The organism is Limnohabitans simekii (SeqCode), assembly GCF_965234735.1.
GTDB classification, from domain to species: Bacteria; Pseudomonadota; Gammaproteobacteria; order Burkholderiales; family Burkholderiaceae_C; genus Limnohabitans; species Limnohabitans simekii.
In genome coordinates, this window is sequence record NZ_OZ248542.1 from 276,544 (window position 1) to 299,871 (window position 23,328).

Genomic DNA, 23,328 nt, shown 5'->3' on the forward strand with positions numbered 1-23,328 from the left:
CTCATGGAAAACGGATTCAGCTTTGCTTCAGTGGTTTATTTGTTCATCTTGGTCTTGGTGCTGGTCACCTTGCGTTATTCGGTGTTCATCGTGCCGCAGTCCGAAAACTGGCTGATTGAGCGACTGGGACGCTACCACCGCAAAATCGAAGCGGGCTTGCATTTGCTCATTCCATTTTTCGAGGTGGTGCGGCACAAGGTTTCTATCCAAGAAATGCAGCAACCGCCGGACCCCATCAATGCGATCACCCTGGACAACGTGTCGATCAGCATCCAGCTGGCCATCTTCTACCGCATCATCGACTCGTCCAAAACCATGTACCGCATTGCGGATCTCAAGACAGGCATCAAAACCATTGTCAACGGCACGGTGCGAAGTGTCATTGGCAAAACAGAGTTGGATGGTGTGCAGTCCAACCGCCGCCACATTGCCGAAGAAATCGAGTCAGAACTGCAAGCCGTGTCGGATGAGTGGGGCATCAAGCTCACGCGCGTGGAAATCACCGAAGTCGAAGTGGACGAGCAAACCAAAGAAGCCATGCAGGTGCAACTCAACGCCGAGCGCAAGCGCCGAGGTGCGGTCACCGAAGCAGAAGGCATCAAGCAAGCCACGCAATTGCAAGCCGACGCCAGTTTGTATTCGGCAGAAAAAGAAGCGCTTGCCAAGCGCATCTTGGCGGACGCTGAGGCTTATGCGGTTGCCGCTGTGTCCAAAGCCATCAGTGAAGGTGGTGCCAGCGCCATTGAATTTGAAGTCAAAAAATTGCAAGCCCAAGCCGTGCAGTCATTGGCTGTGGGCAACAACACCAAAATTGTGTTGGTCCCGTCTGATGTGTTGTCTTCACTCAGTGGAACGATCGGCAAATTGGCCAGCAAGCTTTGACCATGGAACCTTTTCAAATTTCTCTGCTGCTGGGCATTGTCTTGGTGATTGCCGAGTTGCTCACCTTGTCTTTTTTGCTGCTGGGCATGGGCGTGGCAGCCTGGGTGGTGGCCTTGCTGCAATTCATGTTCAATGATTTCAGCTTCAGCCGTGATGTGCTGGTGTTTGCTGCCGCCTCGGTGGTGTTCTTCTTGGTTTTTCGCAAACTGTTCAAGCGTCAAACCGATACCGAAGAACAGTCCAACCAGGATATCAACCACTATTGAAAAAGCCCGTTTGCAAACGGGCTTTTTCTTGGGGGTTGTCGTTCAACAATCAGATGGATTTCAAACGATCGGTGGAGGGCACCACGCGGGTCAAGCGAATACCGTAGCGGTCGTTGACCAGTACGACTTCACCTTGGGCCACCACGGTGTCGTTCACCAGCAAATCCAAAGGTTCGCCTGCAATGCGGTCAAGTTCAACCACGCTGCCTTGGGTCAAGCGCATCAAGTCTTTGATCTTGATGTTGGTGCGACCCACTTCAATGGACAAATTCACCGAGATGTTTTGCAACACTTCCGGGTTGATATTGCCCGGTTGTGACACTTGAAATTCATCCGAGGTTGGCGGAGTTGCGTCTTGATCTTGATCTTGGGGTTCGGTGGTGTCGTTCATGTTTCGCCTGCCTTCTTAAAGCTGTCCGGGGACAAGTTGTTTTTCAATCCGCACGGCCACATTCGAGCCTTTGGTGCCAATGTTGACCCCGAATGAGGGGACGTCGTTGGCCAAGAATTGCGCCAATTCAGGTTTCTTGAAGAACAGCATGTCGCCTTCCTTCATGGTCTGCAAATGGTGCAAGGTGGTCTTGATGTTGCCCATGACCACTTTGATCGCCATCTCGGAGTCGCCCACGGCCACTGCCAAGTCTTCGCGCCATATCTTGTCGGATTCTTCGTTGCCGTCGCCAGACGCGACACGGTTGCGCAACAAGTCGCGCAGCGGTTTGAGCGTGGCATAGGGGTAGACCAAATCGATGAAGCCTTTGCCACCCGATGCGGTGGCCTCGGCTTCAAAGCGACTCAGCACCACCAAATCGTTTTCATCGGCAATTTGCGCGAACTGGGGGTTGATCTCAGAGCTGACCTGTTCGCAGTCGATTTCCATGACCGGACCCCAAGCATCTTTCAAGGAGCGGAAAAACACTTCCAAAATGATGTTGATGATGCGGGTTTCGGTGGCGGTGAACAAACGACCTGGCGGCAAATCCGACACGCCTTTGCCAAAGCCGCCAAAGAAACTGTCCAGCGAACTGAACACCACATTCGGGTCGATGATGATGACCGAGTTGCCGCGCATGGGGTTGATGCGAATGGTGTTGACCGACAACGGTGCCTTGAGCATGTGCAGGTAGTCACCAAACTTCATGATCTGCACCCGCGTTGGATTGACACGCGGCGTGGTGCGCAACACCTCAAGCAAACCCAAACGGAACATGCGGATGAATCGTTCATTGATCATGTCGATCGATGAAACGTTCACGCCCAGGCTGGAGTTTTCACTCGCCAAGTCGTGTTTGCGCACACGCACTTTGGTGTTAAAGCCCGTGTCCGTTTCGATGGAGCCGTCTTTCAGCCCTTCAGACAGGGCCGCCAGCTCTTCATCGCTGAGTAAATTTTGACGTGTTGCCATGTGCCTTACTGCATCACAAACGAAGTGAACATGACTTCTTCAATGCCACCGAAGTCTTCGTATTCTTCAAGCATGGCATTCATCACATCTTTGAGCCTGAGCGCCAGTTCCTTGCGGAACTCGGGCTTGGTTGTTTCAGCTTCGGTGGTTTGACGCATCACATCCAACATCGCCGAGCGCAGTGCAAACTCGTGTTTTTTGATGTTGTCAAACACGCGGGTGTCGTAGTGGGTCATGACGGCCATTTGCACCACCATGACTTTTTTCGAGCCGGTGATGTTGGTCATCAGTTCTTTGTCGATCTGAAAATAGTTTTTCTCAAAACGCGTGGCTTCGGGGGCTTCTTTTTTCAGCTTGGCAGGCGCTTCGTCTTTGGCCTTGGTGGCCGCAGCTTCAAGCTCTTCCAATTTGTCCATCGCGGCCAGTTCGGCTTTTTTCTCGTAAAAACCCGAGAAGTACAAAGTGCCAAAAGCCACCGACACCATGACCACTATTGCGCCAACGACGGCGCCCAGGATCAAGAGAATCGGTTTTTTCTTTTTCGGCTCTTCCGTGCCTTCTTCTGGTGCTGCTGCTTCTGTTGCCATGGGGTACTCCTGTTTCTCTCAGTGTTCAAGCGTAAGTGTCAAATTGCAAACTGTTGCTGTGCCTTGGTCTGACCGACCCAAGGGCTTCGGTCACCGAATCGCCTTCCAGTTTGGCATGATTGTCGCCGCCTTGGCGACTGTTGCCAGATTGACCAGATGCTTGGCCTTGTTGTTGACCTTGTCCTACCAAAACGGATGCATTGTTCATGCCAAGTTGACCTAAAGCTTCTTTCAAGCGTTGGCTGCCGTTTTGAATCAGTTCTTGTGTCAGGCTGGTGTCGGCATTGAACTGTGCGGTCAATTTGCCATCGCGCATCTCCAACTGCACATCAACCAAGCCCAAACTGGCGGGTTTCAAGGCAAATTTCATTTTCCATTCGCCAGCATTGAGTTTTTCATGCATGCGGCCTGCCAGTTCAGTGGCCAGTTTTTCGCTCAGCTTGTCAAAGGTTTGGGCCATGTCGGGGTTGTTGACAAAAGCGGCTGCTGCTTTGCTGGCGGCATTGGCGCTGGCTGAAGAGCCTGAGCTGCCTGAGCCCAAGCCATGGCTGTCTGCGCTGGTGTCCAGTGCGTTCAGTGCATCAAATTCAGTTTTCAGTGTTTCGATGTCTTCGGCCCGCAGTTGGGTGTCCATCATCGACAACACCGCCAAGGTGCTGACCGGTGCTGCTGTGGCAGCCATGACATTGGCTGGCGATGTGCCGGTTGCCACCTGCATGTTCAAGATGTCCACGGTTTTGATGGCGTTGGCCACTTGGTCCTGCGCATCCAATGGCATCTCTACTTTCATCGCTTGAAAGTCAGCGGTGGATACGGCAACTTGGGTCAGCGCTTGCTGGGGCAGTTGAGGCGATTGGGTTGCAAGGGCTGTCAGCTCCAGCGGCTTGGCTGGGGCGCTCACGGTGGGCAGGCCGCTCATGGCCAGCATTTGCTGGGTAGAAACAGCCGGTGCGGACTGCGCATTGGCTTGAACGGATGGGCCAAACAAGGCCTGTACCTGTTCAGGGTCCAAGCCCATCGCCAAAGCGAAATCACTCAGGCTTTTCTCATCCGGCGGGGTGTTCGCCACGGTGATGATATGGATGCTGGAACTCAGCGGAATGGTGGTCAATTCTTCAGTGATGACCGCCTGTTCTGCGCCAGGCTCCGTTGCCGCCAAGACGGCTTGCTCAGTCAAACCTGTGTCGGTTGCTGCCAATGGGTTGCTGTGGGCGTCTGTGGGGCCCGTATCTTGCGTGTCTATAGAAATGGCTGCTGATTCGGCGTTGGCCTCCTCGGTTGCCGCACGTTGATGGCTTTGTGCCTCTTGACGCGCACTGGCATCGCTTCGTGCTTTGGCATGCCGCTGGCTGGCATCCTCGGATTGGACGTTGCTGCGGTCAGCGGCCGCTTTGTCTTGCTGCCGATCTGCGGCTTTATCTTGCTGCCGATCGGCTGCAACGGCATGCCGATCTGCCGGCGGCAAGGCTTTGGGCAAAGGGGCAGCGGCAATCTCTTGCCGCTGGTTGTTTTTCAGGGCGCGCACTTGGTGGCGCAAAAAGGCTGCAAAGTCCTCGCCCGACAAAGTGCCTGCAGGCAGGCGCAATGCGGCTGTACCAGAGGGGCTGACCTCGGGTGCGGTGTTGGCAGCGGCCTGATTCAGGCCTGTGTTCAAGGCAGATAAGTTCATATCCGTTGTGTGCTTCCCATTAAAGACAGGCTACTTAAGCAATTTCCGTGACAGGTCAAGCCTTGCCGCTGACCTGGTCATTGGAACGCTGGCAGGCCATCCAAACCTTGGGGGTTGAGGCCTCCACAGATTCAAACTGGCACATCCATTGCTTGATCATTCTGACGGCGCTGAAAAGCGCATTGATTTGAAACCTTAACGTAACAAAAAACGCGACAAAACAACCATGAGCACCTTAACCCTGTCAACGATTCGACAGAACTTGGCAAAGTTTGACTACACCGGCCTGGGCATTCCAGTCCTGGTGTTGTTGATCATGGCCATGTTGGTGCTGCCTTTATCGCCCGTTTTATTGGACTTTTTGTTTACTTTCAACATCGTGATCAGCTTGGTGATCATCATGATTGCCATTGGAACCCGCAAACCTCTGGAGTTTTCGTCTTTCCCAACGGTGTTGTTGTTTGCCACCATGTTGCGCTTGGCCTTGAACGTGGCCTCAACCCGGATCATCTTGGTCGATGGCCACACCGGTCATGAAGCAGCTGGCAAGGTGGTGGCCGCCTTTGGCGAGTTTGTGATCGCTGGTAACTATGTGGTGGGCTTCATCATCTTTGCTATTTTGATGATCATCAACTTCATCGTGGTGACCAAGGGTGCAGGCCGCGTCTCTGAAGTGAACGCTCGTTTCACCTTGGACGCCATGCCTGGCAAACAAATGTCCATCGATGCCGATTTGAATGCGGGTGTGATTGACCAGCCCACGGCCAAAAAGCGCCGCGAAGAGCTCTCACAAGAATCCGATTTCTTTGGCGCCATGGACGGTGCCTCTAAGTTTGTCAGTGGTGATGCCATTGCAGGTTTGCTGATTCTGCTGATCAACTTGGTCGGCGGATTGGCCATTGGCGTGGTGCAACACGACTTGTCTGTCACTGAAGCAGGCAAGATTTACACCCTGCTCACCATTGGTGACGGACTGGTGTCGCAAATTCCGGCACTGTTGCTGTCGTTGGCCACCGCCATCATCGTCACCCGCGTCACCACTTCCGAGTCCATTTCCGAGCAAGCGGGCACCCAGCTTGCCAATCCATCCGCCTTGTTCATATCGGCCATCATCTTGACCATTCTGGGCTTGGTGCCCGGCATGCCCTATTTGATGTTCATCACCTTGGCCGCTGCTACTGCCGGTCTGGGCCTGATGGTGATTCGCAGTGAAGTGGAAGAAGAAGCCACCCAAGAAGCGGTGGCACAAGCCGCAGCCACCTCCGAGGCCACCAAAGATCTGGACTGGGACGATGTGGACCAAGTCGATTTGATTGGTTTAGAGATTGGCTACGGCTTGATTCCGTTGGTCAACCAAGACACTGGCGGCGAATTGATGAGCCGCGTCAAAGGCGTGCGTAAAAAATTGTCGGCCGAGTTGGGCTTTTTGGTTCAGCCCGTTCGCATTCGCGACGACTTGAACATCGATCCGGACTCCTACAACATCGTGCTCAAGGGCGTGGTGCGGGGCAAAGGCGAAATCAAAGTGGGTCGTGAATTGGCCATCAACCCCGGCCAGGTGTATGGTGAGTTGCAAGGCATCCCCACCCGCGAACCAGCCTTTGGACTGGAAGCCGTCTGGATTGAATCCTCACAACGCGATGTGGCCCGCACCTTGGGTTACACCGTGGTGGACGCCAGCACGGCGATTGCCACCCACTTGAACAAAGTGCTGCGCGAAAACTCGGCCGACTTGCTCAGCCACGATGAAGTGCAACAACTGTTGGACAAACTGTCGGCCAAATCACCCAAGCTCGTAGAAGAGTTGGTGCCTGGCAAATTGGCCTTGGGCATCGTGACCCGCGTGTTGCAACAGTTGTTGGGCGAGGGTGTCTCGATTCGCGACATGCGCTCCATCGTTGAAACCCTCACCGAAGCCAGCGCCCGCAGCACCGACCCTGAGCAACTGGCCGCTTATGTGCGCCCCAAATTAGGCCGCATGATCATGCAAAGCTTGGTGGACGAGTCCAGCAATTTGTCGGTCATGACCTTGGAGCCGGGTTTAGAGCAACTGCTGCACAACGTGTTGCAGCAAAGCCAACCGGGCCAACCGGTGGTGCTGGAACCCAGCTTGGCAGAAAACTTGTTCAATGCTTTGCGCGTCGGCGCACGTGAAATGGAAGAAGAGGGCCATGCTGCCGTGTTGGTGGTGTCGCCCTTGATTCGCGGTTGGTTGTCTAAAGCGGTGCGTTTTCGCGTCAGCGATTTGACCGTGCTGTCGTACAGCGAAATTCCAGATGACCAAGCCGTCAAGGTGATTCACACTGTGAACGCCATGAACCGCAACGGATAACCACAACAATTTTTGACCTGCGAGAAACAACATGGAACTCAAACGAATCATTGCACGCGATACACGTGCCGCCAATCAAAAAGCGGTGGCCCTGTATGGTCCCGACGTGCTCGTCATCTCCAGCAGCAAGGTGCGCGGTCAAACCGAATTGATTGTGGCGGTCGACGTTCCCCCCATCAGCCTAGAGGCAGCGGTGGCTGAAGCGTTTGTGCCCACCGAGAAAAAATATGCGCTGCCCAAAGAAAGCAGCACCGATGAAATCGTCATCAGCAAAACCACCGCCAGCTTTGGTGAGGTGATGGAAGAGACGATGACGCGTCAAAAACGCTCGGGCCAAGACAAAACCAGCCTGCCAGAAGGCTTTGTGTCTGCCGCTGTTTTGAAATCCAAAGCCAAAGCCGAGTCGGCGCCAGAGGCCGCCTCCATTGAAGTCAAGCATGCCCCTGCCCCCGTCGCAGTGGACCCTGTGGCTGTTCAGGCGGCGCAAGAAGAGCGGGACAGCTTGCGTGGGCGTGAAATTGTGGAACTGGTGCGCGAGGAACTCGCCAGCTTGCGCAAAGAATTCAAGCTCAGCCAGCAAATGGCTTGGCAAGGTGCTGGACTCTCACGCAGCTTGCATCCCTTGCGCAATGCTTTGCAAGATGCCGCCATTCCGGTGGCCTTGCGGGCCTTGTTGATTGACAGCATTCAGAGTTTTGAAGATGTAGAGCCCGCCATCGAGGAAATTCGCCGCCAATTGGTGCATTCAATGCAGCACAGCAGCGTGGGTGTGCCAGAGTCAGGTTTGCACGTGTTGGCGGGGCCATCAGGTGCCGGCAAGTCTTTGATGGTGGCGCGTTTGGCCCAACATGCCAGCGTGAACTTGGGCGCCGAGCAAGTGGCGGTCATCAGCTACAGCGATCAGCGTGCAGGTGCTTGGAACCAAACCCAGTTGTTGAGCGCACAGTCGGGCGTGGATTGTTTCCGCGCCACCAATGCCACCACCTTGAAACTGTTGTTGGAAGAACATGGCCAACGCAAGTTCATCATCATTGACACCCCTGGTGTTCAAATGATCGAACGTGTGGCTGAAATCTCCAACATCTCGGCTGCCGCCCAATTCCATGTGGTGATTCCAGCCGATGCCTCGCAATCTTCTTTGCGCCGCTTGCTCTCGACGCCACAGATACAGTGGCAAAGCCTGATGATCAGCAAAATGGACGAGTCCACCCAACCGTGGTCCCTCATTCAAGTGCTGACCGAAGGCCATGTGGGCGTGAGTGCTGCCAGCAGAGGCGAACGCCTGGGTGAATGGAGCCGTCAACTGCAAATGGATGAACTGGTGAACTTGGCGCTGCACAACCTGTCTTTGGGTGCCGGCGACGCGGCCCACGAAGACATGCGCAGCACCATGGCCATGACTTCAGCCAGAATCACCCGATTGGCATCCCAACAAGCAGGGGCACTGAATGACTAAACACAAAACCACCGAAGTGATCGGTATCGCCAGTGGCAAGGGCGGCGTGGGTAAAACCACGGTGTCCATCAACCTGGCGGTGGCGCTGGCGCAGCGCGGTCACGACGTGATGTTGTTCGACGCCGACTTGGGCCTGGCCAATGCCCAGATTGCCCTGGGCGCCCGCGCCGAATACAACCTCAGTCATTTCTTGGCGGGCCAAAAAACCTTGGCCGAAATCACCTTGAAAACACGACAAGGCATTCAACTCATACCCGGTGCTTCGGGCATGCAAGAGTTGGCAGCGCTCAGCCAAGTGCAAGCGGCCAGCATCGTGCAAGCCTTCAGCGACCTGAGCAAAGACATTGATTACCTGATTGTCGATGTGGCCGCCGGAATTTCTCCCTCCGTACTGGCTTTCTTGGGTGCATGCCAGCGCCGCTTCATCGTGGTGCAAGACGATCCGTCGTCCATTGCCGATGCTTACGGCACCATCAAGGTGTTGTCCCAAGAGATGCAACTGGATGAAATTTATTTGCTGCCCAACATGGTCGACACCCAAACCCAGGGCTGGAAGCTGTATCAACGCTTGAACGATGTGTGCGTGCGGTTTCTCAACGAATCCATCCATTACCTGACCGCCATCGAGCGGGATGAAATGGTTTTGACCGCTTTGAAGAAATACCAATCCGTCATGGAGTTGGCCCCTGGCACTGCAGCCGCACGTGACTTTCGCCGTCTGGCGGAGTTGTGTACCCAGCTTAGACCGATTGACCACCCCTCCGGTGGCTTGCAATTTTTCATGGAGCGGTTGCTGCAAAGCAAATCGGATGAAGCATGAGAACACTTTCACCCATCAAGATGTACCAACAAGCCCGCCCCCAAGGCGAAGAGTTGGTGTTGGCCCATCTGGGCTTGGTCAAGCGGGTGGCCCTGCATTTGAAAGCCCGGGTTCCAGCCTACATGGAATTGGATGAACTCATTCAAGTGGGCATGATGGGTTTGCTGGAAGCCTCGCGTGTGTTTGATGCCAGCAAAGGCGTGGATTTTGAAAACTTCGCGCACAGCCGTGTGCGCGGTGCCATGCTCGACGAAGTCCGTCGACTGTCATTCTTGCCACGTTCGGCGGTGGCATTCAACAAATCCCACAACGAAACCTTGCATGCTTTGTCCTCCGAGTTGGGCCGTGCGCCCACCCAGACTGAAATGGCCGAGTACATGGGCAAAGATTTGGAAGATTTTCAAAAAGAGCGTGGCAAAGCCCGCCGTTTTGAAACTTATTCGCTTGAAGTCGTCACTGAAGAAGTGATGAGCATTGCCGATGATGCCTCCAGACAACCGGATGTGATGGTGGAAGAGGCCGAGTTCATGCAGGCGGTCACCGATGCGATTGCCGACTTGCCCGAGCGCGAACAGTTGGTGATGCAACTCTATTACGTGGAAGAGTTGAATTTAAAAGAGATCGGCGAGGTCTTGGAAGTCAGCGAGTCCCGCATCAGTCAAATTTTGTCCTCGGTGGTCAAGAAATTGCGCGGACAGCTGCAAGTCGAACGTGAGCCCGTGTCCAAACCAAGCAGGAGGGTTGCATGAGTAGCTTTTTCCAACTTTTCATGGCCTGGGGCCTGTTGTTGGTCTTTGTCTTGGTGCTCTATGTGGTTGACAAAGTCAATGTCATTTACGCGGGTTATGCCAGTCCTGATCTGCCCAAAACCTATAACGATGGTTTGTTTGGCGAACTCAGCGGCAAGACCCTTTGGGACGCCATGAGTGGCTTGCCCGTGCCGGGCATGGACGCCAAAACCGTCACCAACTTGAAGCCGCATTACGAGCCCGTGCTGCGTCAGCACATCGAACAAGTGTTCATGGAAGGCTACACGCATAGCCGCGCCGGAACTGCTGGTGTGCCCACCAACAACCGCATCATCCCCACACCGCGCGGCTCTTTGGAGTCTTGGTTGCCGATGCACCATTTGGCCAGCATTTACCAAGCGGGCGTGGACTTTGCCGCCAAAAATCCGGATGAAGAATTGCGCATTCAACAGTCTTTGGATCAAGTCACCTCCATGATTTACGCGCGATTGGGCTTGGACCTGACAGAAGCTTACTCAGCCACCTTGATGCTTCATACCGACGAGGATGAGGCTGACAGTGCATTGCCACCATCGGAAGAGGCTTTGGCTGTTGCGCCAGTTGCATTGCCGCCGGTGGCACCAGTTGCGCAACCAGTCGCTCAACCAGTCGCTCAACCAGTCGCAGCACCTGTGGCCACAGTCAGCGCGCCTATGGCTGCCGTCGCCGAACCATTGCCAGAACCTTCGGCACTGCAACCGGATTTATCGGCGCTGCAAAACGCTCAGCCGGTCATGAGTTCAGCCGCTGCCGATGAAAACAAAGCGGTTCCTGCTTAAAACAACATTGACAAACATGGTCTGCTCTCAAGTTCAAGCGCATCACGCCGAATCAATCAGGGTCAACGATTAATTTCAGGAGCCTTTGATCATGCGAGCCAACCACCGAGCCATTGAAAGCTATGGACAAGTCAAAGTCAGCACCGGCGCTTCACAAGCGAACAACGTCGAGCTGATTCAAATGCTGTTTGATGGTTTGATTGAAAGTTTGTCAACCGCCAAGGGTCATATTCAACACAACAATGTCAGCGAAAAATCAAAAGCCATTGCCCGCGCCAGCCGCATTGTGTTGGGTCTGCAAGGTGCCTTGGACTTTGAAAAGGGTGGCGATTTGGCCGCCAACTTGAATGAACTTTATAACTACGTGACACGCCGTTTGTTGCACGTAAATGCACGCAACGATTTGCAGGCCTTGGAAGAAATCCATAGCCTGATGATGGAAATTCGCAGCGCATGGGAAACTGTGCCAGCCTTGATCCCACGGCCTGCAGTTGTTGCAGCCGTCAACTGAAGTTCTAGACACCAAAGGGTCTATTGATTCGGTTACGCTTGTGGGATAGATAGAAAGCATGGGGCCTCCTCGGACGCCACATGCTTTAACACTTGGAGTAGAAAATGGGAGCAGTAGGTCTAGTCGTTTTGTTCGCTTGCGTCTTTGGCGTGTACATCGTCCACGGCGGCGATATGGCCCCCATTATTGCAGCGGCTCCCTTCGAATTTATCTCCATTTTCGGTGCGGCCGTTGGTGCGGCCCTCATTGGCAACAGCAAGGCAGGTGTCGGCACTGGTTTTGCAGCAGCGGGCAAGGTTTTCAAAGGCCCCAAGTACCACAAAGAAGATTACTTGGCGATTATTTTGGTGGTCTCCAAAATATTGAAAACGCTCAAGGCCGAAGGTGCTGTGGCCCTCGAGCCGCACATCGAAAACCCCGAGTCCAGCGCCATCTTCGCGGAATACCCGCCCATCTTGCAAGACCATGCCCTGCTTGACATGATTTGCGACACCATCCGTTTGATGGTGGTGTCCTCTGGCAACTTGAGTCCTTATGCGGTGGAAGATGTGATGACTGCTTCCATCAAAAACCACCAACACCATGAAGGCATGAATGCCACGTTCTGGGCCTCTATGGAGGGCGCTTTGCCTGCCTTGGGCATTGTGGCTTGCGTGTTGGGTGTGGTGAAAACCATGGGTGCGATTGACCAACCACCTCCTGTGCTGGGCGCACTGATTGGTTCAGCCCTGGTCGGTACCTTCATGGGCGTGTTGTTGGCCTACGGTATTGCAGGTCCTTTTGCCATTCGCATTGCCCAGGTGGTTGAAGAAGACGGTGAAATTTTCAAGTGCGTGCAGCAACTCATCGTGGCCAACTTGCATGGTCACCCCATGCCCTTGGTGATTGAGGCAGCCCGATCGGTGATCAACCACCACAACAAACCATCCTTTGGTGAAATTTTTGACGGCATGCGAGGCAAGTAACCATGGCTGAGGAACAAGCCGCCAAGGAAGACCCTGCTGCTGCTGCAGCTGCAGCTGGCGCCGATGCTGCGCCGGATGCGCCACCAGACGCACCCCCTCCGGCTGAAGGGGCCCCGCCTGCGGCTGAAGGTCTTGCGCCGGTCATCATCATCAAGAAAATTGAAGATGGCCATGGCGGCGCCCACGGTGGCGCTTGGAAAATTGCGCTGGCCGACATGATGACCGCCATGATGGCGTTCTTCTTGTTGATGTGGCTGTTGGGCGCGTCCAATGCCGACCAACGCAAAAGCATTGCCGACTATTTCAAACCCACTTCGCACAGTTTGGTGCCCGTTGGTCAATTGGCTGGCTCCAACGGTGTCTTGGGTGGTCGCTCCATCATCGACCCCGATGCCTTTCCCTATGCAGCGCGTCAAACCGGTTTGCTTGAGCGTTTGACGCCCAAATCCGAAGGCGGCCCCAACCCCGACACCGACCCCGGCCCTGAAAATGAAAACGAGGCCAATGACCCATCCAAAGGCGGCAAAGGCGAAGGCCTGGGCTCCGGCGAGGGCGGTCAAGGCGAGGGTGGTAGCGACCCCGACAAATTGAGCAAAGCCGAGCGCAAAGCCATTGCAGAGCAGCAAGACAAAGAAAACTTTGAAAAACTCGAGCAAGAAATCAAAGAGAAATTGTCAGAGAACAAAAAGTTTGAATCGCTGAAAGACAAAGTGGCCATCAGCCGTGACCAAGAAGGCTTGCGCATCGAGATCATCGATAACGCCGACTTTGCGATGTTCCCAAGTGGCAATGCTGGCATGCAAGGCAAAGCGGCAGCGTTGATCAGCGAGGTTGCGGCTTCGTTGGCAGACATGCCCAACAAAGTGGCCATTCGTGGACACACCGATGCCGTGCCTTTCCAAAATCAGCAAGGTCGCAACAACTGGTCCTTGTCGGCAGAGCGGGCGGAAGCCACACGTCAAATTTTGCAAAGAAACGGTATCAAGGAAGAGCGCTTCAAGCGGATTGAAGGGGTTGCCGACACCGATCCGTTCAATCCCAAAGATAAATTTGACCCGCGCAACCGCCGCATGAGCATCACGGTGCTCAATCAAGAGACCAAGTAAGCGAAGAATCGGCCGGTTCTAATTTCTGACCAGGATCAGGCGGTACGCAGTTCGTATTTGTTGATCTTTTCAATCAACGTGGTGCGTTGCAAGTTCAGCAGTTTGGCTGTGCGAGAGACATTGCCTTGTGAGCGCTCCAAGGCCTGTTCAATGATGTTGCGCTCTATTTCAGCCAGGCGGTCCTTCAAAGAAATGCCTTCTGGTGGCAAATGCGGCATACCTTGCGCGAGCATGATGATGCTCTCGATCTCATTGTCTTGCGGCTCGGGTTGGTTGGGCAACAAGTCTTCAGACATCCCACCAGCGTGCGCCATTTCAGCCAACACCTCTGGCGGTGGCGTCATCTCTTGCGGAAACACCACGGGACCACTGCGGGCCAACATCTCGGCTTGAACTGGCACCAAACCTTTGGGCAATAAGTTGGCCGGAATGGCACGCAAGTCGAGCATTTGACCGGCGTACAAAGTGCTGAAGCGGTCCATCAAATTGCACAACTCGCGCACATTGCCCGGCCAGGGGTAGGCCACCAAGGCGTCTAAAAAATCGGGTGAAAAGCGAACCGCTTGGCCTTTGGGGAGTTTGTAGTGCTCGGCATAAAAGCGCAGCAGCTCGGCGATGTCTTCGGGTCGCTCGCGCAATGGGGGGGTGACCACGGGCAACACGTTAAGCCGATAGTACAAGTCCTCGCGGAATCTGCCGGCTTGAATTTCCGCTTCTAAATCACGGTGTGTGGCGGCAATGACACGAACATCGATGGGTATTTGACGGGTCGAGCCCACTGGGTCGATCACCCGCTCTTGCAGCACCCGCAACAACTTGACCTGCATGTCCAAGGACATGTCGCCAATTTCATCCAAAAAGATGGTGCCACCATGGGCCAACTCGAAGCGACCGATGCGATCGGCAACTGCGCCTGTGAAAGAACCTTTGCGGTGGCCGAAAAGTTCACTTTCGAGTAATTCTTTGGGGATGGCAGAGCAATTAATGGGTACGAAAGTGCCGCCTACGCGGTCGGATTGCTCATGCAAAGAACGCGCGAGCAACTCTTTGCCCGTGCCGCTTTCACCGGTGATCAGCACCGTGGCGTTGGAGTTGGAAATGGTGGTCACCAAACGACGCAATGCGTTGGCGATCGGACTCGAACCAATGAAAAAGGAAGGCGAATTCATGCTTGGGTCATTGTCGCCGAAGGGCTTGAATCGGCAAGCCGTCAAAAGTATTCGACTGCACAGGTCTATGGGCTTAAAGAAGTTGGTGCAGTGGTCGATTCTTCGCATGTACCCCATGAAGCACAGCTTGTTTGGATGAGCCGGGCAAGCATGCTTCACATCGAGAGGAAATCACCATGATTCAACGTTTTGTTTTGACCGCCCTGGCCCTGGGCTCACTGACCGCCTGCGAGGCGATGCGACCCTATGCCGCCGCACCGGCTCCTGTTGTTGCCGTGGCTGCGCCTTCGACCGCCAGCATCAACAAGGCGGCACCCAGCAATGCGCCTGAACCTGCGCCAGCGTCCATGATCACCCCGATGATGGACAAGCGTGAAACCTATGTGGCCACCGGCTATGCCGTCATCAGCGTGCAAAACCATAAAAATCCCGCACAGCAACGCCTGTTGGCCATTCGCGCCTCCAAATTGGACGCCTACCGCGCCCTGACCGAACAGGTCTATGGCCAGCAATTGGATGCCAACACCACCGTGGCAGACATGACGGTGATGAACGACACCTTTCGCACCCGTGTGGAAGGCGTGATTTATGGTGCCCAACTCGTGAGCATCACGCCCGTGGGTGATGACACCTATGAAACCACCATGTCCTTGGATCGCAATGCCGTGCAGGACTTGCGCATGTTGTACCTGACACAGATTGCCACACGCGCTTCACGTTGATGTGTTTGATTGAAAGTTGCTGCATCATGTTCAAGCGCTCAAGTTGGTATGGTTTGTTGTTAGGCGTCGCCCTGGCGGGTGTCAGCCTGAGTGCGCAAGCAGACCCCATGAGTGCGGAAGACCGCTTGGAAGCGATTCGCCAGTCCTTGCTGCAGCATTCCATGAAAGGCCCCACTGAAGTTCGGTCGGCGGCTTTCATTGACGGCTCTGGCGTGTTGCGTGAAGCCAGCAGTTTTGTAACAGGCATGGAGGTGCGCGGCATTCGCGTCTTGGCTTATGGTCGCGACATGGATGATGTGCAAATGGACAGCAAGCCCTTGCCCATGGGCGGCTGCAAAACACCGACCAAAGCGGGTGCTTGGCATCAAATGAGCTGGCAATTGCGTTATGCGCCCCAACTGCCGGTGGCCTTTCAATTTGAAGCGCAACAAGTTGCTCAGTCGATCAAACAACAAGCATTCAGGGTGTCCCAACAGTCGAGCCTGTGGCGCTTGATGGATCGGCAATCACCAGCCGACAGTTACGAGCAATTGTTGGTGGGGCAGGGTGAGCAACATGTTCCATGGCAGCTCATCGTCAGCATTTCGCCCAGCATGGCTGCAGGTTTGCCCCGTGTCAGTGCTTACGATGTGCGTTGGGAATTGCGCAGCAAAGCCCAAGGTGCAAGCTTGTTTGTGGGCGAACAAAAAATCAACATCGACCAACCCCGGCAAGTGCCCATTTCGTCCAAGCCCTTGTCAGCCGTGGTGCTGGCACAAGTGCAAGCCGCCGTGGTCGGTTTTGTGCAAGGCATGGAGCGGGAGTTGTCATGCCGGGTGCCGCAATTTGATGTGCTGAAACTGCGCAGCGATACGGTACGCATTGCGGGTGGCGCCGCCAGTGGCCTCAAAGTAGGCGCTCAGATGGTGTTGACGGACCGGCAGCAGTTGCCTTCTCGCGCTTTGGAACCCAAAGCGTTCGACAGTTTGGCCATGGCCGAAGTGGTCCAAGTCAGCGATTTCTATGCAGAATTGAAAATCAAAACTGCTCACAAAATGTCCGGTCATGGCCACTGGGTGGCCATCCCGCACACACCCTGAATTTCCGAGGAGTCACCATGAAGATCCAACCCGCCCGTTTTGCTGTTTCCTTGGCGTTGCTGCAAGCTTTGACCCTTGCTGCTTGGGCGCAAGAGCCGTCCAAGCAACCGCCTTTGGAGATGCCCAAAGCCTTGACCCAACTCGACACCCTCAAACCCGAGCCAAGCAAAGCAGAAACCGCCAAAATGCCTGCCGAGGACAAAGACAAGCCCAAAGCGATGGCGGCCAAAAAACCCAAGGTCGAAAACGCAGTCAATCCCATGGCAGACCTGGTGGTCATGGCCGAAATGGGTCAGTACAAAGTCAAGGCAGGTGACACGCTGGACCGCGTCATTCAAAAGTTTTATGCCAGCACACCGTTGCGCAGCGATGTTTTGCGCAACGCCTTGGTGCAAAACAACCCGCAAGCCTTCGTCAAAGGCAATCCCAAGACCTTGCTTGCAGGTGCCCAACTGATGTTGCCCGAACCGGCTGAACTGATCAAAAAAATCATGCCTTCGTTGCTGACAGACAGCGCCTCCGCCATGGCCGCAGCAAACACTGCCAACACGGCAACCGTCACGGCTGCCAATGTGTTGCCACATGGCGGTGCTGCAGCTCACCAAGCAGGGCACAATCCGGGACCTGAGATCAACAAGCGCAACTGGGTGCGTTACCCCTGATTTAGCGTTGCTTGTGGCGGCGCCAAAGGACTCCTTTCATGATCGGTGCCGAAATTGTCTCCGCCGCCAATCGGGTCACGCCCATCCACCCAGAGACGCGTCCCATGTGGGTGCAAACCCAAGTGGCGCAACAACTGGGTTTGCGCGATGGACAAGTCGTGCAAGCCATGGTCGAGGTGCGCGACAAACGGGTTCGGCTTTGGGTCAAAGATTTCTTTTTTGAACTGCCCAATGGCTGGGTGCTCAAAGACGGTGACAAGCCTTTTTTAAGAGCCAGCCATTCACCCGCTGGATGGGGCTTTTTGATCCAGTCCTATCCGCCTGGACAAACCTCCAGTGCATCGCCAGCGTCTGCCAGCTTTGGTTTGAAGAACATGGATTGGCAGGGCATAGAGCCCCGCAATGCCACCACCTTGGGCATGTTGTTGACGCAGCCCACGGGCTTTGCAAGCGTTGCGAAATTGCTCAATGACATGAGCCTGGGTTTGTGGGGACGCCAAACCGAGTTGAATGGCATGGTCTATCGACTGCTGCAGCAGCGCATGTTCATGGCGCAGATCAATCCCAGCATGCTCAAGAAAGCCGTCATGGGCCAAGCCCGCAGCATCGAAAACATGCTTTTGAATGCGCAAGCGCCGGTAGATGACCCCAAAACCATCATGAAGCAGATCTTGGCCTTGATGCAACAAGGCACGCTTGAAGGCGTTGATCAAGAGCAAGGCAGAGAACTGGAGCAGGCCATCCGCGAGATCGAGTCGGCCCAAGCGCAAAGCGCACAAAAGTCATTGGGCGGGGAACTGTCTTTGCATGTCTTGTTGCCCTTCGTGGACGCCGAGCCTGTTGAACTGCATTTCCAACGACCCGCCCGCAAGCCGGGACAGGAGGAACCCCCGCTCAGCGTTGACATCCATTCGCGCAGTCGATTGCTCGGCGAGATTTGGCTCAACACCCTGATCTCCAAATCAACCAGTGTGGATTTGGTCATGTGGGCGTTGCGGGCTGATGTGGCCGCTGTGGCCAGGCAACGCTCCGGTGAACTGGGCTTGGAGTTGGGAGCCGCTGGTTTGAATTTGCAGTCTTTTCAAATCTTCAATGCGCCACGCCCGCTGGTGCGTGCCAGTGAAGTCTCGGGCACCCGCGGCTCGGTCATCGATGCACGAGCCTGACAAACCATGCCCATGAAAACACCTTTAGAAGCCGTCGCCCTGGAATATGGGCATTTGAAAACACCGAAAGTCGTTGCCAAGGGCCAGTCCGAGCTGGCGCTGCGCATCATCAACGAGGCCAAAAAACAAGGGATTTATGTCGCCGAAGACCCGCAATTGTTGGCCTTGCTCAGCAAGCTGGATGTGGGCGATGAAATCACGCAAGACATGTACACCGCGGTGGCGGTGATTTTGTCGTGGGTGTATTGGCTCAAGGGCATGCAGCCCGGCGATGAAAAGCAAGCGGGCGGCACAGCGCCCACCGCGTCAAGCTTCGGTAAAGCCTCTTAAGCGACGCAGTCGCTTGATTTGACCCAGGCGGTCGTAGACCTCCACCGGGCTGGTGGGGTCGTTCACATTCAAACTCTCGAGGGCGCCACGGATGGCGTCGAGTTTGCGCAGGATGAGGATTTCATTGCGGCGGTGCATGTCGCGGCAGCTCATCATGCGGGTGCGAAATTCATTCCAGTGCGGTCCCAATTTGTCGGCGTCATCCGGTTGCTGCACGCCGGTGAGGCGGCCCAATTCGCTCAGCAGGTGGTTTTTTTCACCCAGTAGCAGCTCGAACTGATCCAAGTCTTGAACCTTGAGCGCATTGAACTCGTGTTCAAGCACTTCTTCCAAACGATCGACCAAGCCATGGGCTTGTTCCACAGATTCGGGGGTATCCAAAACAGTCGTTGACGTCATGGCTCAGTTCAACCTTGGATCATTTTTTCCAGGGACACAAAATTCTCGGCAATTTGACGAGGATTGACCGGGTAGTTGCCGCTTTGAATGGCGGCCTTGATGGCATCCACTTTGGCGCGGTCAAAACCAGGTTGGTCATCGATGCGTTGCTTCACATTGCTGAGGTTCACGGAATCGGCTCCTTGAGGCTTGGCGGGGGCTTTGGCCTCGATCGGCTGCTCGGGTTTGCTGGCAACCGGTTTTTTATCCAGTTTGTCCAGGGTTGTGCGATTGGCTGCCACAGAGTGGGCCACACGGGATTGAGAGGAAGAGATGGGATCTGCCATGATGGGTCCTTTAATGACTGAGCACTGGTCGCAATTTTCTTTGCGTTATCGTCAGTATCGACCCCAAGTCTTGAGACTTGAGGGCTTTACCGGAAAAAATTTCAAACTTTAAATGAATCATTTTGAATTCATTCTCACAAACCGCGTGCCATGTTCACACCTGTGACCACAGCTGTCAAAGATCGACCGGATTCCGGGTTTTTCAAGCGGATTTGATCACCTAACAGCCCATCTTGTTGGGCCTCGGCTTTCACGGTGATGACAAAACCTTTGCCTTCGCCCACAGCCACCGTCACTTGCTGACCGCGCTTGACCATGGTGGTGGGTTTCAAGTCTTGTAATTTCAGCGGTGTGTTGGCGGGCAAATCACGCAACAACTCGGTGTTGACCAATTCACGCTCGTCATTGACATAGCGTGTTTCATGGGCCGCCACACTTTGCTCGACCGGCTTGAACATGCCAGGTTGCATGGTCGTGCCACGTTTGAGGGATTGGGTGGATACCCACACCAAGCGGGTGACGCTGTTGTTGGCGCCGCCGGTGGCCAGCTGCGCGCCGATGCCAGAGCGGACTTGCACCATGACGAAATGCTGCCAAACAGGTTGGGCGCAACGCGCACGCACGCTTTGTTTGTTGCCAAACGGTTGGTCAAACAAGATGACCTCGGTGCATGCTGAGAATTTGATGCGGCTGTCCATCGGCACGATGTTCACCAGCGGCGCGTCAACTTTGTAGTTGTCGATCACGAATTGCTTGGCACCTTGCTCAATCGCGCTCCAAGCCGGGTTGGCTGGCGTGCTTTGGGCCCAAGCTGCACCCCAGGCACTGGCCATCAGCAAGCCAAAGGCCACCAGTTTCTTGAAACCAGTTTGTTGCATTCTTTTTGAAGTTCGGCACAGCATTTGCAAGATGTTCTCCAAGGGTGTGGATGTTTTGACGTTTTGAGCGTCATGCCCATACCCGATGCAACTTTGATGCCAACCCTTTTTGACCACCACCGAGCGCAAAATGAACTTCAATATTGATCCAAAGGCACTCGTCAAAACCACATTTGTACATCCAAATGACAGTAACGTTGTTGCGCGTTCTCAAACTGGCAGCATGCCTGCACGCGTGGGCTTTGCCCAAACCTTGGCGCAGTTGCAACACAAGCCTGGTGTCAATTCCTCGACGATTTTGAATCCCAAGGTGCCCAGCTTGGCGGTGCAAGACGGCGACACCCTCAGCAGCATTGTGAAAAACCACATGGAGGCCCTGGGTCGCCCGGTCGACAACGCCCAGGCGTTGCGTTTGTCGCAAGACTTGGCCAAAGCCAACGGCATCAGCAACCCAGACCGCATTTTCCCAGGTCAACGCCTGAACATGAGTGCTTTGAATGAATTCATGGCTGCAGAAGCAACTCAAAAGTTAGCAAAAGCACCGCCAGCGGCCCACTCTGCCTTGGCCATGAATTCAGCCGCACAAGCGCGCAACCTGAACCTGTCACGTCCATCTTTGGCCACGGGGCAACACCCCGTGCTTGAAAAAACCTTGGACCGGGCCGTGGCCAAGGGGTTCATACCGCCCCAAGAACGCCAGTTGGTGTTTGAAAAGATTGTCAGCATGTCACGCACCTATCAGTTTGCGCCCGACGACTTTGCCCGCATGACCTTGATGGAAAGCGATGGCATGAACCCCAAGGCCACCAACAACCGTTGTCACGGCATCATCCAATTCTGTGATGGCCCAGACCGTGGCGCAGCCAGTGCAGGCTTTGGCCACAACCCCAAGGCCATCTTGGGCCACAGCGTTTTGCAGCAACTCGACATGGTGGGCAAGTATTTCGATGAGACGGGTTTGCGGCGCATGGGCCCCACCAGCTTGGACGACCTGTACCTGACGGTGCTCACGCCTGCAGCGCGCAACATCAAATCCCCGGACGCGAACTTGAACATCGCGGGCACACAAGCCAAGCAGTTGTATGTCAACCGCGATAAAAGCGCACCCATTACCCGCAACTCGATCATGCAAGGGCTTTACCAAAATGCCATTGAACGTTTGAGCAAGCATGAGCATGCGCAAACCTTGGCACAGGCTAAAAACAGCCAAGCCCCGCAAGAGGCCTCTCAACGCGCTCAGGCGCTGCGCGTGAGCGCTTATTTGAACCAAGACTATTTGCGCTAAGCGGCAAAGCTTTGCCGATGGACCGAGCTGGCGGACATGTTTTGCCGCTGAGTTCAGTTTGAGCGCGGTGCTAAGTATTCAGTCCTTGGTGGCACACAAATTGCAAGTATCGACCGCAGGCTCCACAACTTGAGAGCTTGGTGTCGTGAAAACGGCGATTTCTACCAACCGAGGAGGTGTGTCATGAACTTATTTGCTGGAGCATTTGGCATTCACGAGCGAGCCCTCGGCGTGCGCAGTCAACGCTTGGAGGTGTTGTCTCGCAACATTGCCAATGCCGACACGCCCAATTACAAAGCGGAAGAGCTGGACTTCAAAGCCATGCTCAAGGAAACCACCCGCGAATATTTATCAGCCACGAATGCCAAGCATTACGCGGCGATCGAAGAGCAACCCGATAACGGACAACGCTACCGCGTGCCTTTCAACAGCTCTTTTGATGGCAACACCGTCGAGATCAATGTGGAACAAGCCCAGTTCGGTCAAGCCGCAGCTGACTATCAGACCACCTTGAACTTCCTGGAAAACCGCATCAGCGGCATCCGCAAAGCCTTGAAAGGGGAATAACCGATGAGAACCCTTGACAGCGTATTTGGTATTGCAGGCACCGCGCTGAATGCGCAAACCGTGCGCCTCAATACCACCGCCTCCAACTTGGCCAATGCCACCACTGTTGCGAAATCCGAGGGCGAAGCCTTTCGTGCTAAGCGCACCGTGTTCAAGGCCTTGGTGAAAGAAGAAATGACCAACGCCGGTTTTCAATACCAAGGTGGCGTGAAAGTGGACCAGGTGGTGGACGACCCCACACCGATTCGCAGCATTTACGACCCCGGCAACCCGTCTGCCGACGAGAACGGCTATGTGTATTTGTCCAACGTGAACGAAATGCAAGAGATGGTCGAAATGATGGCCGCTTCACGTTCCTACCAAAACAATGTGGAAGTGGTGAACACCGCTCGTCAATTGATGATGCGCACCATTGAAATCACCAAATCCTGATACCTGAAAGCAGATTGACATGGCCACAGCATCCCCCGCCAGAGCGCCTTTGCCCAACGGCATCGTCAGCTACGAAGACTACATCGCCAAAAACAAAGTCAAAGCACCGTCCAACACCATGGACCAAGGCGCATTTCTGACCTTGTTCACCACCCAACTGAAAAACCAAAACCCTTTGGACCCCGTGAAAAACGAGGCCTTTGTGGCGCAGCTGGCGCAGTTCTCGCAACTTGAAGCCACCACGGCGATGAAAAACAGCATGGAGGCCATGGCGCAAAGCCTGCAGGGCGACAAGATGTTGGCTGGTGCCTCCATGATTGGCCGCAAAGTGGCCGTGCCCAACGGTCCCTTGGTGCTCTTGGGCGGTCAGCCTATTGATGCGACCGTGGACTTGCCCACCGGCGCTGATGGCGTGCAAATGCAAATCTTGAACGACAAAGGCCAAGTGGTGCGCAAACAAATTTTCGGCGCACAAATGGCCGGTGCCATGAAATTGTCATGGGATGGCATGAACGATGGCGGCGCTGCCATGCCCGATGGCACTTACAGCATGCAAGTGCTCATCAGTGCGCAGGGCAAAGCCATGCAACCCGTGGTCAACACCTTGTCCACAGTGCGCAGTGTCAGCAATGCCGGTACAGGTGACAACACCTGGCTGTTGGAAGTCGATGGCGGCAAGAGCGTCAGCCTCACCGATGTCAAACGCATCGCTTATTGATACAGCAGCAGAACGAAATTCAACGGAGC

Annotated in this window: 27 protein-coding genes; 19 read left to right on the forward strand and 8 right to left on the reverse strand. The window is 54.7% G+C overall.

The genetic code is table 11. The annotated features are described in order from the left end of the window. The first annotated feature begins 3 nt into the window (after positions 1-3). A complete protein-coding gene (locus AC8GFP_RS07890; protein WP_506611954.1) occupies positions 4-882 on the forward strand; it encodes an SPFH domain-containing protein in 879 nt (292 codons plus the stop codon). 2 nt (positions 883-884) lie between these two features. Further along, positions 885-1,148, forward strand: coding sequence for an NfeD family protein (locus tag AC8GFP_RS07895; RefSeq protein WP_506611956.1), 264 nt, complete (start codon positions 885-887; stop codon positions 1,146-1,148). A 49-nt stretch (positions 1,149-1,197) separates the two neighbouring features. Here the strand turns inward: AC8GFP_RS07895 and fliN are convergent, their stop codons facing one another. The 4 genes from fliN to AC8GFP_RS07915 are packed head-to-tail and all read right to left on the reverse strand — an operon-like array spanning position 1,198 to position 4,809. Continuing rightward, on the reverse strand, positions 1,198-1,539 hold the full coding sequence (gene fliN, locus AC8GFP_RS07900) for a flagellar motor switch protein FliN (RefSeq protein ID WP_506611958.1): 342 nt from the start codon (positions 1,537-1,539) through the stop codon (positions 1,198-1,200). A gap of 15 nt (positions 1,540-1,554) precedes the next feature. After that, positions 1,555-2,553, reverse strand: a complete 999-nt coding sequence (fliM, locus tag AC8GFP_RS07905) for a flagellar motor switch protein FliM (protein WP_506611961.1) — start codon at positions 2,551-2,553, stop codon at positions 1,555-1,557. 5 nt (positions 2,554-2,558) lie between these two features. Beyond that, entirely contained in the window at positions 2,559-3,140 is a 582-nt protein-coding gene (locus AC8GFP_RS07910; protein ID WP_506611963.1) for a flagellar basal body-associated FliL family protein, read from the reverse strand. Positions 3,141-3,165: 25 nt separating this feature from the next. Continuing rightward, entirely contained in the window at positions 3,166-4,809 is a 1,644-nt protein-coding gene (locus tag AC8GFP_RS07915; RefSeq protein WP_506611965.1) for a flagellar hook-length control protein FliK, read from the reverse strand. A 226-nt stretch (positions 4,810-5,035) separates the two neighbouring features. Here AC8GFP_RS07915 and flhA point away from each other — a divergent pair, with 226 nt between their 5' ends. From flhA to AC8GFP_RS07955, 8 genes are all read left to right on the forward strand, one after another. Continuing rightward, on the forward strand, positions 5,036-7,141 hold the full coding sequence (flhA, locus tag AC8GFP_RS07920; protein WP_506611967.1) for a flagellar biosynthesis protein FlhA: 2,106 nt from the start codon (positions 5,036-5,038) through the stop codon (positions 7,139-7,141). 31 nt (positions 7,142-7,172) lie between these two features. Continuing rightward, positions 7,173-8,597 (forward strand): hypothetical protein, encoded by a 1,425-nt coding sequence (locus AC8GFP_RS07925; protein WP_506611968.1) that lies wholly within the window; start codon positions 7,173-7,175, stop codon positions 8,595-8,597. Next, the gene (locus tag AC8GFP_RS07930; protein ID WP_506611971.1) at positions 8,590-9,417 is read left to right on the forward strand and encodes a MinD/ParA family protein; all 828 of its coding nucleotides are present in this window, start codon (positions 8,590-8,592) and stop codon (positions 9,415-9,417) included. Before AC8GFP_RS07925 ends, AC8GFP_RS07930 begins: the two co-directional genes overlap by 8 nt. Continuing rightward, entirely contained in the window at positions 9,414-10,166 is a 753-nt protein-coding gene (gene fliA, locus AC8GFP_RS07935) for an RNA polymerase sigma factor FliA (protein ID WP_506611972.1), read from the forward strand. Before AC8GFP_RS07930 ends, fliA begins: the two co-directional genes overlap by 4 nt. Then, a complete protein-coding gene (locus tag AC8GFP_RS07940) occupies positions 10,163-10,984 on the forward strand; it encodes a hypothetical protein (RefSeq protein WP_506611974.1) in 822 nt (273 codons plus the stop codon). The genes fliA and AC8GFP_RS07940 overlap by 4 nt, the downstream gene beginning before the upstream one ends. 91 nt (positions 10,985-11,075) lie before the next feature. Next, positions 11,076-11,495 carry a flagellar export chaperone FliS gene (gene fliS, locus AC8GFP_RS07945; protein WP_506611976.1) on the forward strand — a complete coding sequence of 140 codons (420 nt, stop codon included), beginning with the start codon at positions 11,076-11,078 and terminating at the stop codon, positions 11,493-11,495. 104 nt (positions 11,496-11,599) lie between these two features. Then, the gene (locus AC8GFP_RS07950) at positions 11,600-12,460 is read left to right on the forward strand and encodes a motility-associated protein (RefSeq protein ID WP_506611978.1); all 861 of its coding nucleotides are present in this window, start codon (positions 11,600-11,602) and stop codon (positions 12,458-12,460) included. Between the two features lie 2 nt (positions 12,461-12,462). Further along, entirely contained in the window at positions 12,463-13,566 is a 1,104-nt protein-coding gene (locus AC8GFP_RS07955; protein WP_506611981.1) for a flagellar motor protein MotB, read from the forward strand. Positions 13,567-13,601: 35 nt separating this feature from the next. On the opposite strand, the gene AC8GFP_RS07960 is transcribed toward AC8GFP_RS07955, so the two are convergent. Next, complete coding sequence (locus tag AC8GFP_RS07960) at positions 13,602-14,735, reverse strand: sigma-54 interaction domain-containing protein (protein ID WP_506611983.1); 1,134 nt, start codon at positions 14,733-14,735, stop codon at positions 13,602-13,604. Positions 14,736-14,911: 176 nt separating this feature from the next. On the opposite strand from AC8GFP_RS07960, the gene AC8GFP_RS07965 reads away from it, so the two are divergent. Genes AC8GFP_RS07965 through AC8GFP_RS07985 form a run of 5 tightly spaced genes read left to right on the forward strand, consistent with a single transcriptional unit; the run spans position 14,912 to position 18,694 of the window. After that, complete coding sequence (locus AC8GFP_RS07965) at positions 14,912-15,457, forward strand: LPP20 family lipoprotein (RefSeq protein WP_506611985.1); 546 nt, start codon at positions 14,912-14,914, stop codon at positions 15,455-15,457. A 26-nt stretch (positions 15,458-15,483) separates the two neighbouring features. Then, positions 15,484-16,536: a hypothetical protein gene (locus AC8GFP_RS07970; protein ID WP_506611987.1), complete on the forward strand. Its 1,053-nt coding sequence runs from the start codon at positions 15,484-15,486 to the stop codon at positions 16,534-16,536. A gap of 17 nt (positions 16,537-16,553) precedes the next feature. Beyond that, positions 16,554-17,198, forward strand: coding sequence for a type IV pilus assembly protein FimV (locus tag AC8GFP_RS07975; RefSeq protein ID WP_506611989.1), 645 nt, complete (start codon positions 16,554-16,556; stop codon positions 17,196-17,198). A gap of 38 nt (positions 17,199-17,236) precedes the next feature. After that, positions 17,237-18,364, forward strand: coding sequence for a hypothetical protein (locus tag AC8GFP_RS07980; protein ID WP_506611990.1), 1,128 nt, complete (start codon positions 17,237-17,239; stop codon positions 18,362-18,364). Positions 18,365-18,376: 12 nt separating this feature from the next. Further along, positions 18,377-18,694: an EscU/YscU/HrcU family type III secretion system export apparatus switch protein gene (locus AC8GFP_RS07985; protein WP_506611992.1), complete on the forward strand. Its 318-nt coding sequence runs from the start codon at positions 18,377-18,379 to the stop codon at positions 18,692-18,694. On the opposite strand, the gene AC8GFP_RS07990 is transcribed toward AC8GFP_RS07985, so the two are convergent. The 3 genes from AC8GFP_RS07990 to flgA form a co-directional block, all read right to left on the reverse strand. Then, positions 18,671-19,093, reverse strand: coding sequence for a hypothetical protein (locus AC8GFP_RS07990; protein WP_506611995.1), 423 nt, complete (start codon positions 19,091-19,093; stop codon positions 18,671-18,673). The genes AC8GFP_RS07985 and AC8GFP_RS07990 overlap by 24 nt on opposite strands. Before the next feature lie 8 nt (positions 19,094-19,101). Continuing rightward, positions 19,102-19,419 carry a flagellar biosynthesis anti-sigma factor FlgM gene (gene flgM, locus AC8GFP_RS07995; protein WP_506611997.1) on the reverse strand — a complete coding sequence of 106 codons (318 nt, stop codon included), beginning with the start codon at positions 19,417-19,419 and terminating at the stop codon, positions 19,102-19,104. A 134-nt stretch (positions 19,420-19,553) separates the two neighbouring features. Then, positions 19,554-20,438 carry a flagellar basal body P-ring formation chaperone FlgA gene (gene flgA / locus AC8GFP_RS08000; protein WP_506611999.1) on the reverse strand — a complete coding sequence of 295 codons (885 nt, stop codon included), beginning with the start codon at positions 20,436-20,438 and terminating at the stop codon, positions 19,554-19,556. Positions 20,439-20,520: 82 nt separating this feature from the next. Here flgA and AC8GFP_RS08005 point away from each other — a divergent pair, with 82 nt between their 5' ends. The 4 genes from AC8GFP_RS08005 (at position 20,521) to AC8GFP_RS08020 (ending at position 23,299) form a co-directional block, all read left to right on the forward strand. Next, positions 20,521-21,582 (forward strand): LysM peptidoglycan-binding domain-containing protein, encoded by a 1,062-nt coding sequence (locus AC8GFP_RS08005; protein ID WP_506612001.1) that lies wholly within the window; start codon positions 20,521-20,523, stop codon positions 21,580-21,582. 183 nt (positions 21,583-21,765) lie between these two features. After that, positions 21,766-22,149 carry a flagellar basal body rod protein FlgB gene (gene flgB, locus AC8GFP_RS08010; protein ID WP_506612004.1) on the forward strand — a complete coding sequence of 128 codons (384 nt, stop codon included), beginning with the start codon at positions 21,766-21,768 and terminating at the stop codon, positions 22,147-22,149. A 3-nt stretch (positions 22,150-22,152) separates the two neighbouring features. Beyond that, positions 22,153-22,581, forward strand: coding sequence for a flagellar basal body rod protein FlgC (gene flgC / locus AC8GFP_RS08015; RefSeq protein ID WP_506612006.1), 429 nt, complete (start codon positions 22,153-22,155; stop codon positions 22,579-22,581). Positions 22,582-22,600: 19 nt separating this feature from the next. Beyond that, complete coding sequence (locus tag AC8GFP_RS08020; RefSeq protein WP_506612008.1) at positions 22,601-23,299, forward strand: flagellar hook assembly protein FlgD; 699 nt, start codon at positions 22,601-22,603, stop codon at positions 23,297-23,299. Positions 23,300-23,328 lie beyond the last annotated feature (29 nt).

Coding starts and splice junctions, on each gene's coding strand:
- fliA (WP_506611972.1), top strand. CDS start 9,414: ATGAGAACACTTTCACCCATCAAGATGTACCAACAAGCCCGCCCCCAA.
- flgB (WP_506612004.1), top strand. CDS start 21,766: ATGAACTTATTTGCTGGAGCATTTGGCATTCACGAGCGAGCCCTCGGC.
- AC8GFP_RS08020 (WP_506612008.1), top strand. CDS start 22,601: ATGGCCACAGCATCCCCCGCCAGAGCGCCTTTGCCCAACGGCATCGTC.
- AC8GFP_RS07965 (WP_506611985.1), top strand. CDS start 14,912: ATGATTCAACGTTTTGTTTTGACCGCCCTGGCCCTGGGCTCACTGACC.
- AC8GFP_RS07950 (WP_506611978.1), top strand. CDS start 11,600: ATGGGAGCAGTAGGTCTAGTCGTTTTGTTCGCTTGCGTCTTTGGCGTG.
- AC8GFP_RS07975 (WP_506611989.1), top strand. CDS start 16,554: ATGAAGATCCAACCCGCCCGTTTTGCTGTTTCCTTGGCGTTGCTGCAA.
- AC8GFP_RS07895 (WP_506611956.1), top strand. CDS start 885: ATGGAACCTTTTCAAATTTCTCTGCTGCTGGGCATTGTCTTGGTGATT.
- AC8GFP_RS08005 (WP_506612001.1), top strand. CDS start 20,521: ATGCCTGCACGCGTGGGCTTTGCCCAAACCTTGGCGCAGTTGCAACAC.
- AC8GFP_RS07930 (WP_506611971.1), top strand. CDS start 8,590: ATGACTAAACACAAAACCACCGAAGTGATCGGTATCGCCAGTGGCAAG.
- AC8GFP_RS07955 (WP_506611981.1), top strand. CDS start 12,463: ATGGCTGAGGAACAAGCCGCCAAGGAAGACCCTGCTGCTGCTGCAGCT.
- AC8GFP_RS07970 (WP_506611987.1), top strand. CDS start 15,484: ATGTTCAAGCGCTCAAGTTGGTATGGTTTGTTGTTAGGCGTCGCCCTG.
- AC8GFP_RS07915 (WP_506611965.1), bottom strand. CDS start 4,809: ATGAACTTATCTGCCTTGAACACAGGCCTGAATCAGGCCGCTGCCAAC.
- AC8GFP_RS07985 (WP_506611992.1), top strand. CDS start 18,377: ATGAAAACACCTTTAGAAGCCGTCGCCCTGGAATATGGGCATTTGAAA.
- flgM (WP_506611997.1), bottom strand. CDS start 19,419: ATGGCAGATCCCATCTCTTCCTCTCAATCCCGTGTGGCCCACTCTGTG.
- fliN (WP_506611958.1), bottom strand. CDS start 1,539: ATGAACGACACCACCGAACCCCAAGATCAAGATCAAGACGCAACTCCG.
- AC8GFP_RS07925 (WP_506611968.1), top strand. CDS start 7,173: ATGGAACTCAAACGAATCATTGCACGCGATACACGTGCCGCCAATCAA.
- flhA (WP_506611967.1), top strand. CDS start 5,036: ATGAGCACCTTAACCCTGTCAACGATTCGACAGAACTTGGCAAAGTTT.
- fliS (WP_506611976.1), top strand. CDS start 11,076: ATGCGAGCCAACCACCGAGCCATTGAAAGCTATGGACAAGTCAAAGTC.
- AC8GFP_RS07890 (WP_506611954.1), top strand. CDS start 4: ATGGAAAACGGATTCAGCTTTGCTTCAGTGGTTTATTTGTTCATCTTG.
- AC8GFP_RS07940 (WP_506611974.1), top strand. CDS start 10,163: ATGAGTAGCTTTTTCCAACTTTTCATGGCCTGGGGCCTGTTGTTGGTC.
- flgC (WP_506612006.1), top strand. CDS start 22,153: ATGAGAACCCTTGACAGCGTATTTGGTATTGCAGGCACCGCGCTGAAT.
- AC8GFP_RS07960 (WP_506611983.1), bottom strand. CDS start 14,735: ATGAATTCGCCTTCCTTTTTCATTGGTTCGAGTCCGATCGCCAACGCA.
- AC8GFP_RS07910 (WP_506611963.1), bottom strand. CDS start 3,140: ATGGCAACAGAAGCAGCAGCACCAGAAGAAGGCACGGAAGAGCCGAAA.
- AC8GFP_RS07990 (WP_506611995.1), bottom strand. CDS start 19,093: ATGACGTCAACGACTGTTTTGGATACCCCCGAATCTGTGGAACAAGCC.
- AC8GFP_RS07980 (WP_506611990.1), top strand. CDS start 17,237: ATGATCGGTGCCGAAATTGTCTCCGCCGCCAATCGGGTCACGCCCATC.
- fliM (WP_506611961.1), bottom strand. CDS start 2,553: ATGGCAACACGTCAAAATTTACTCAGCGATGAAGAGCTGGCGGCCCTG.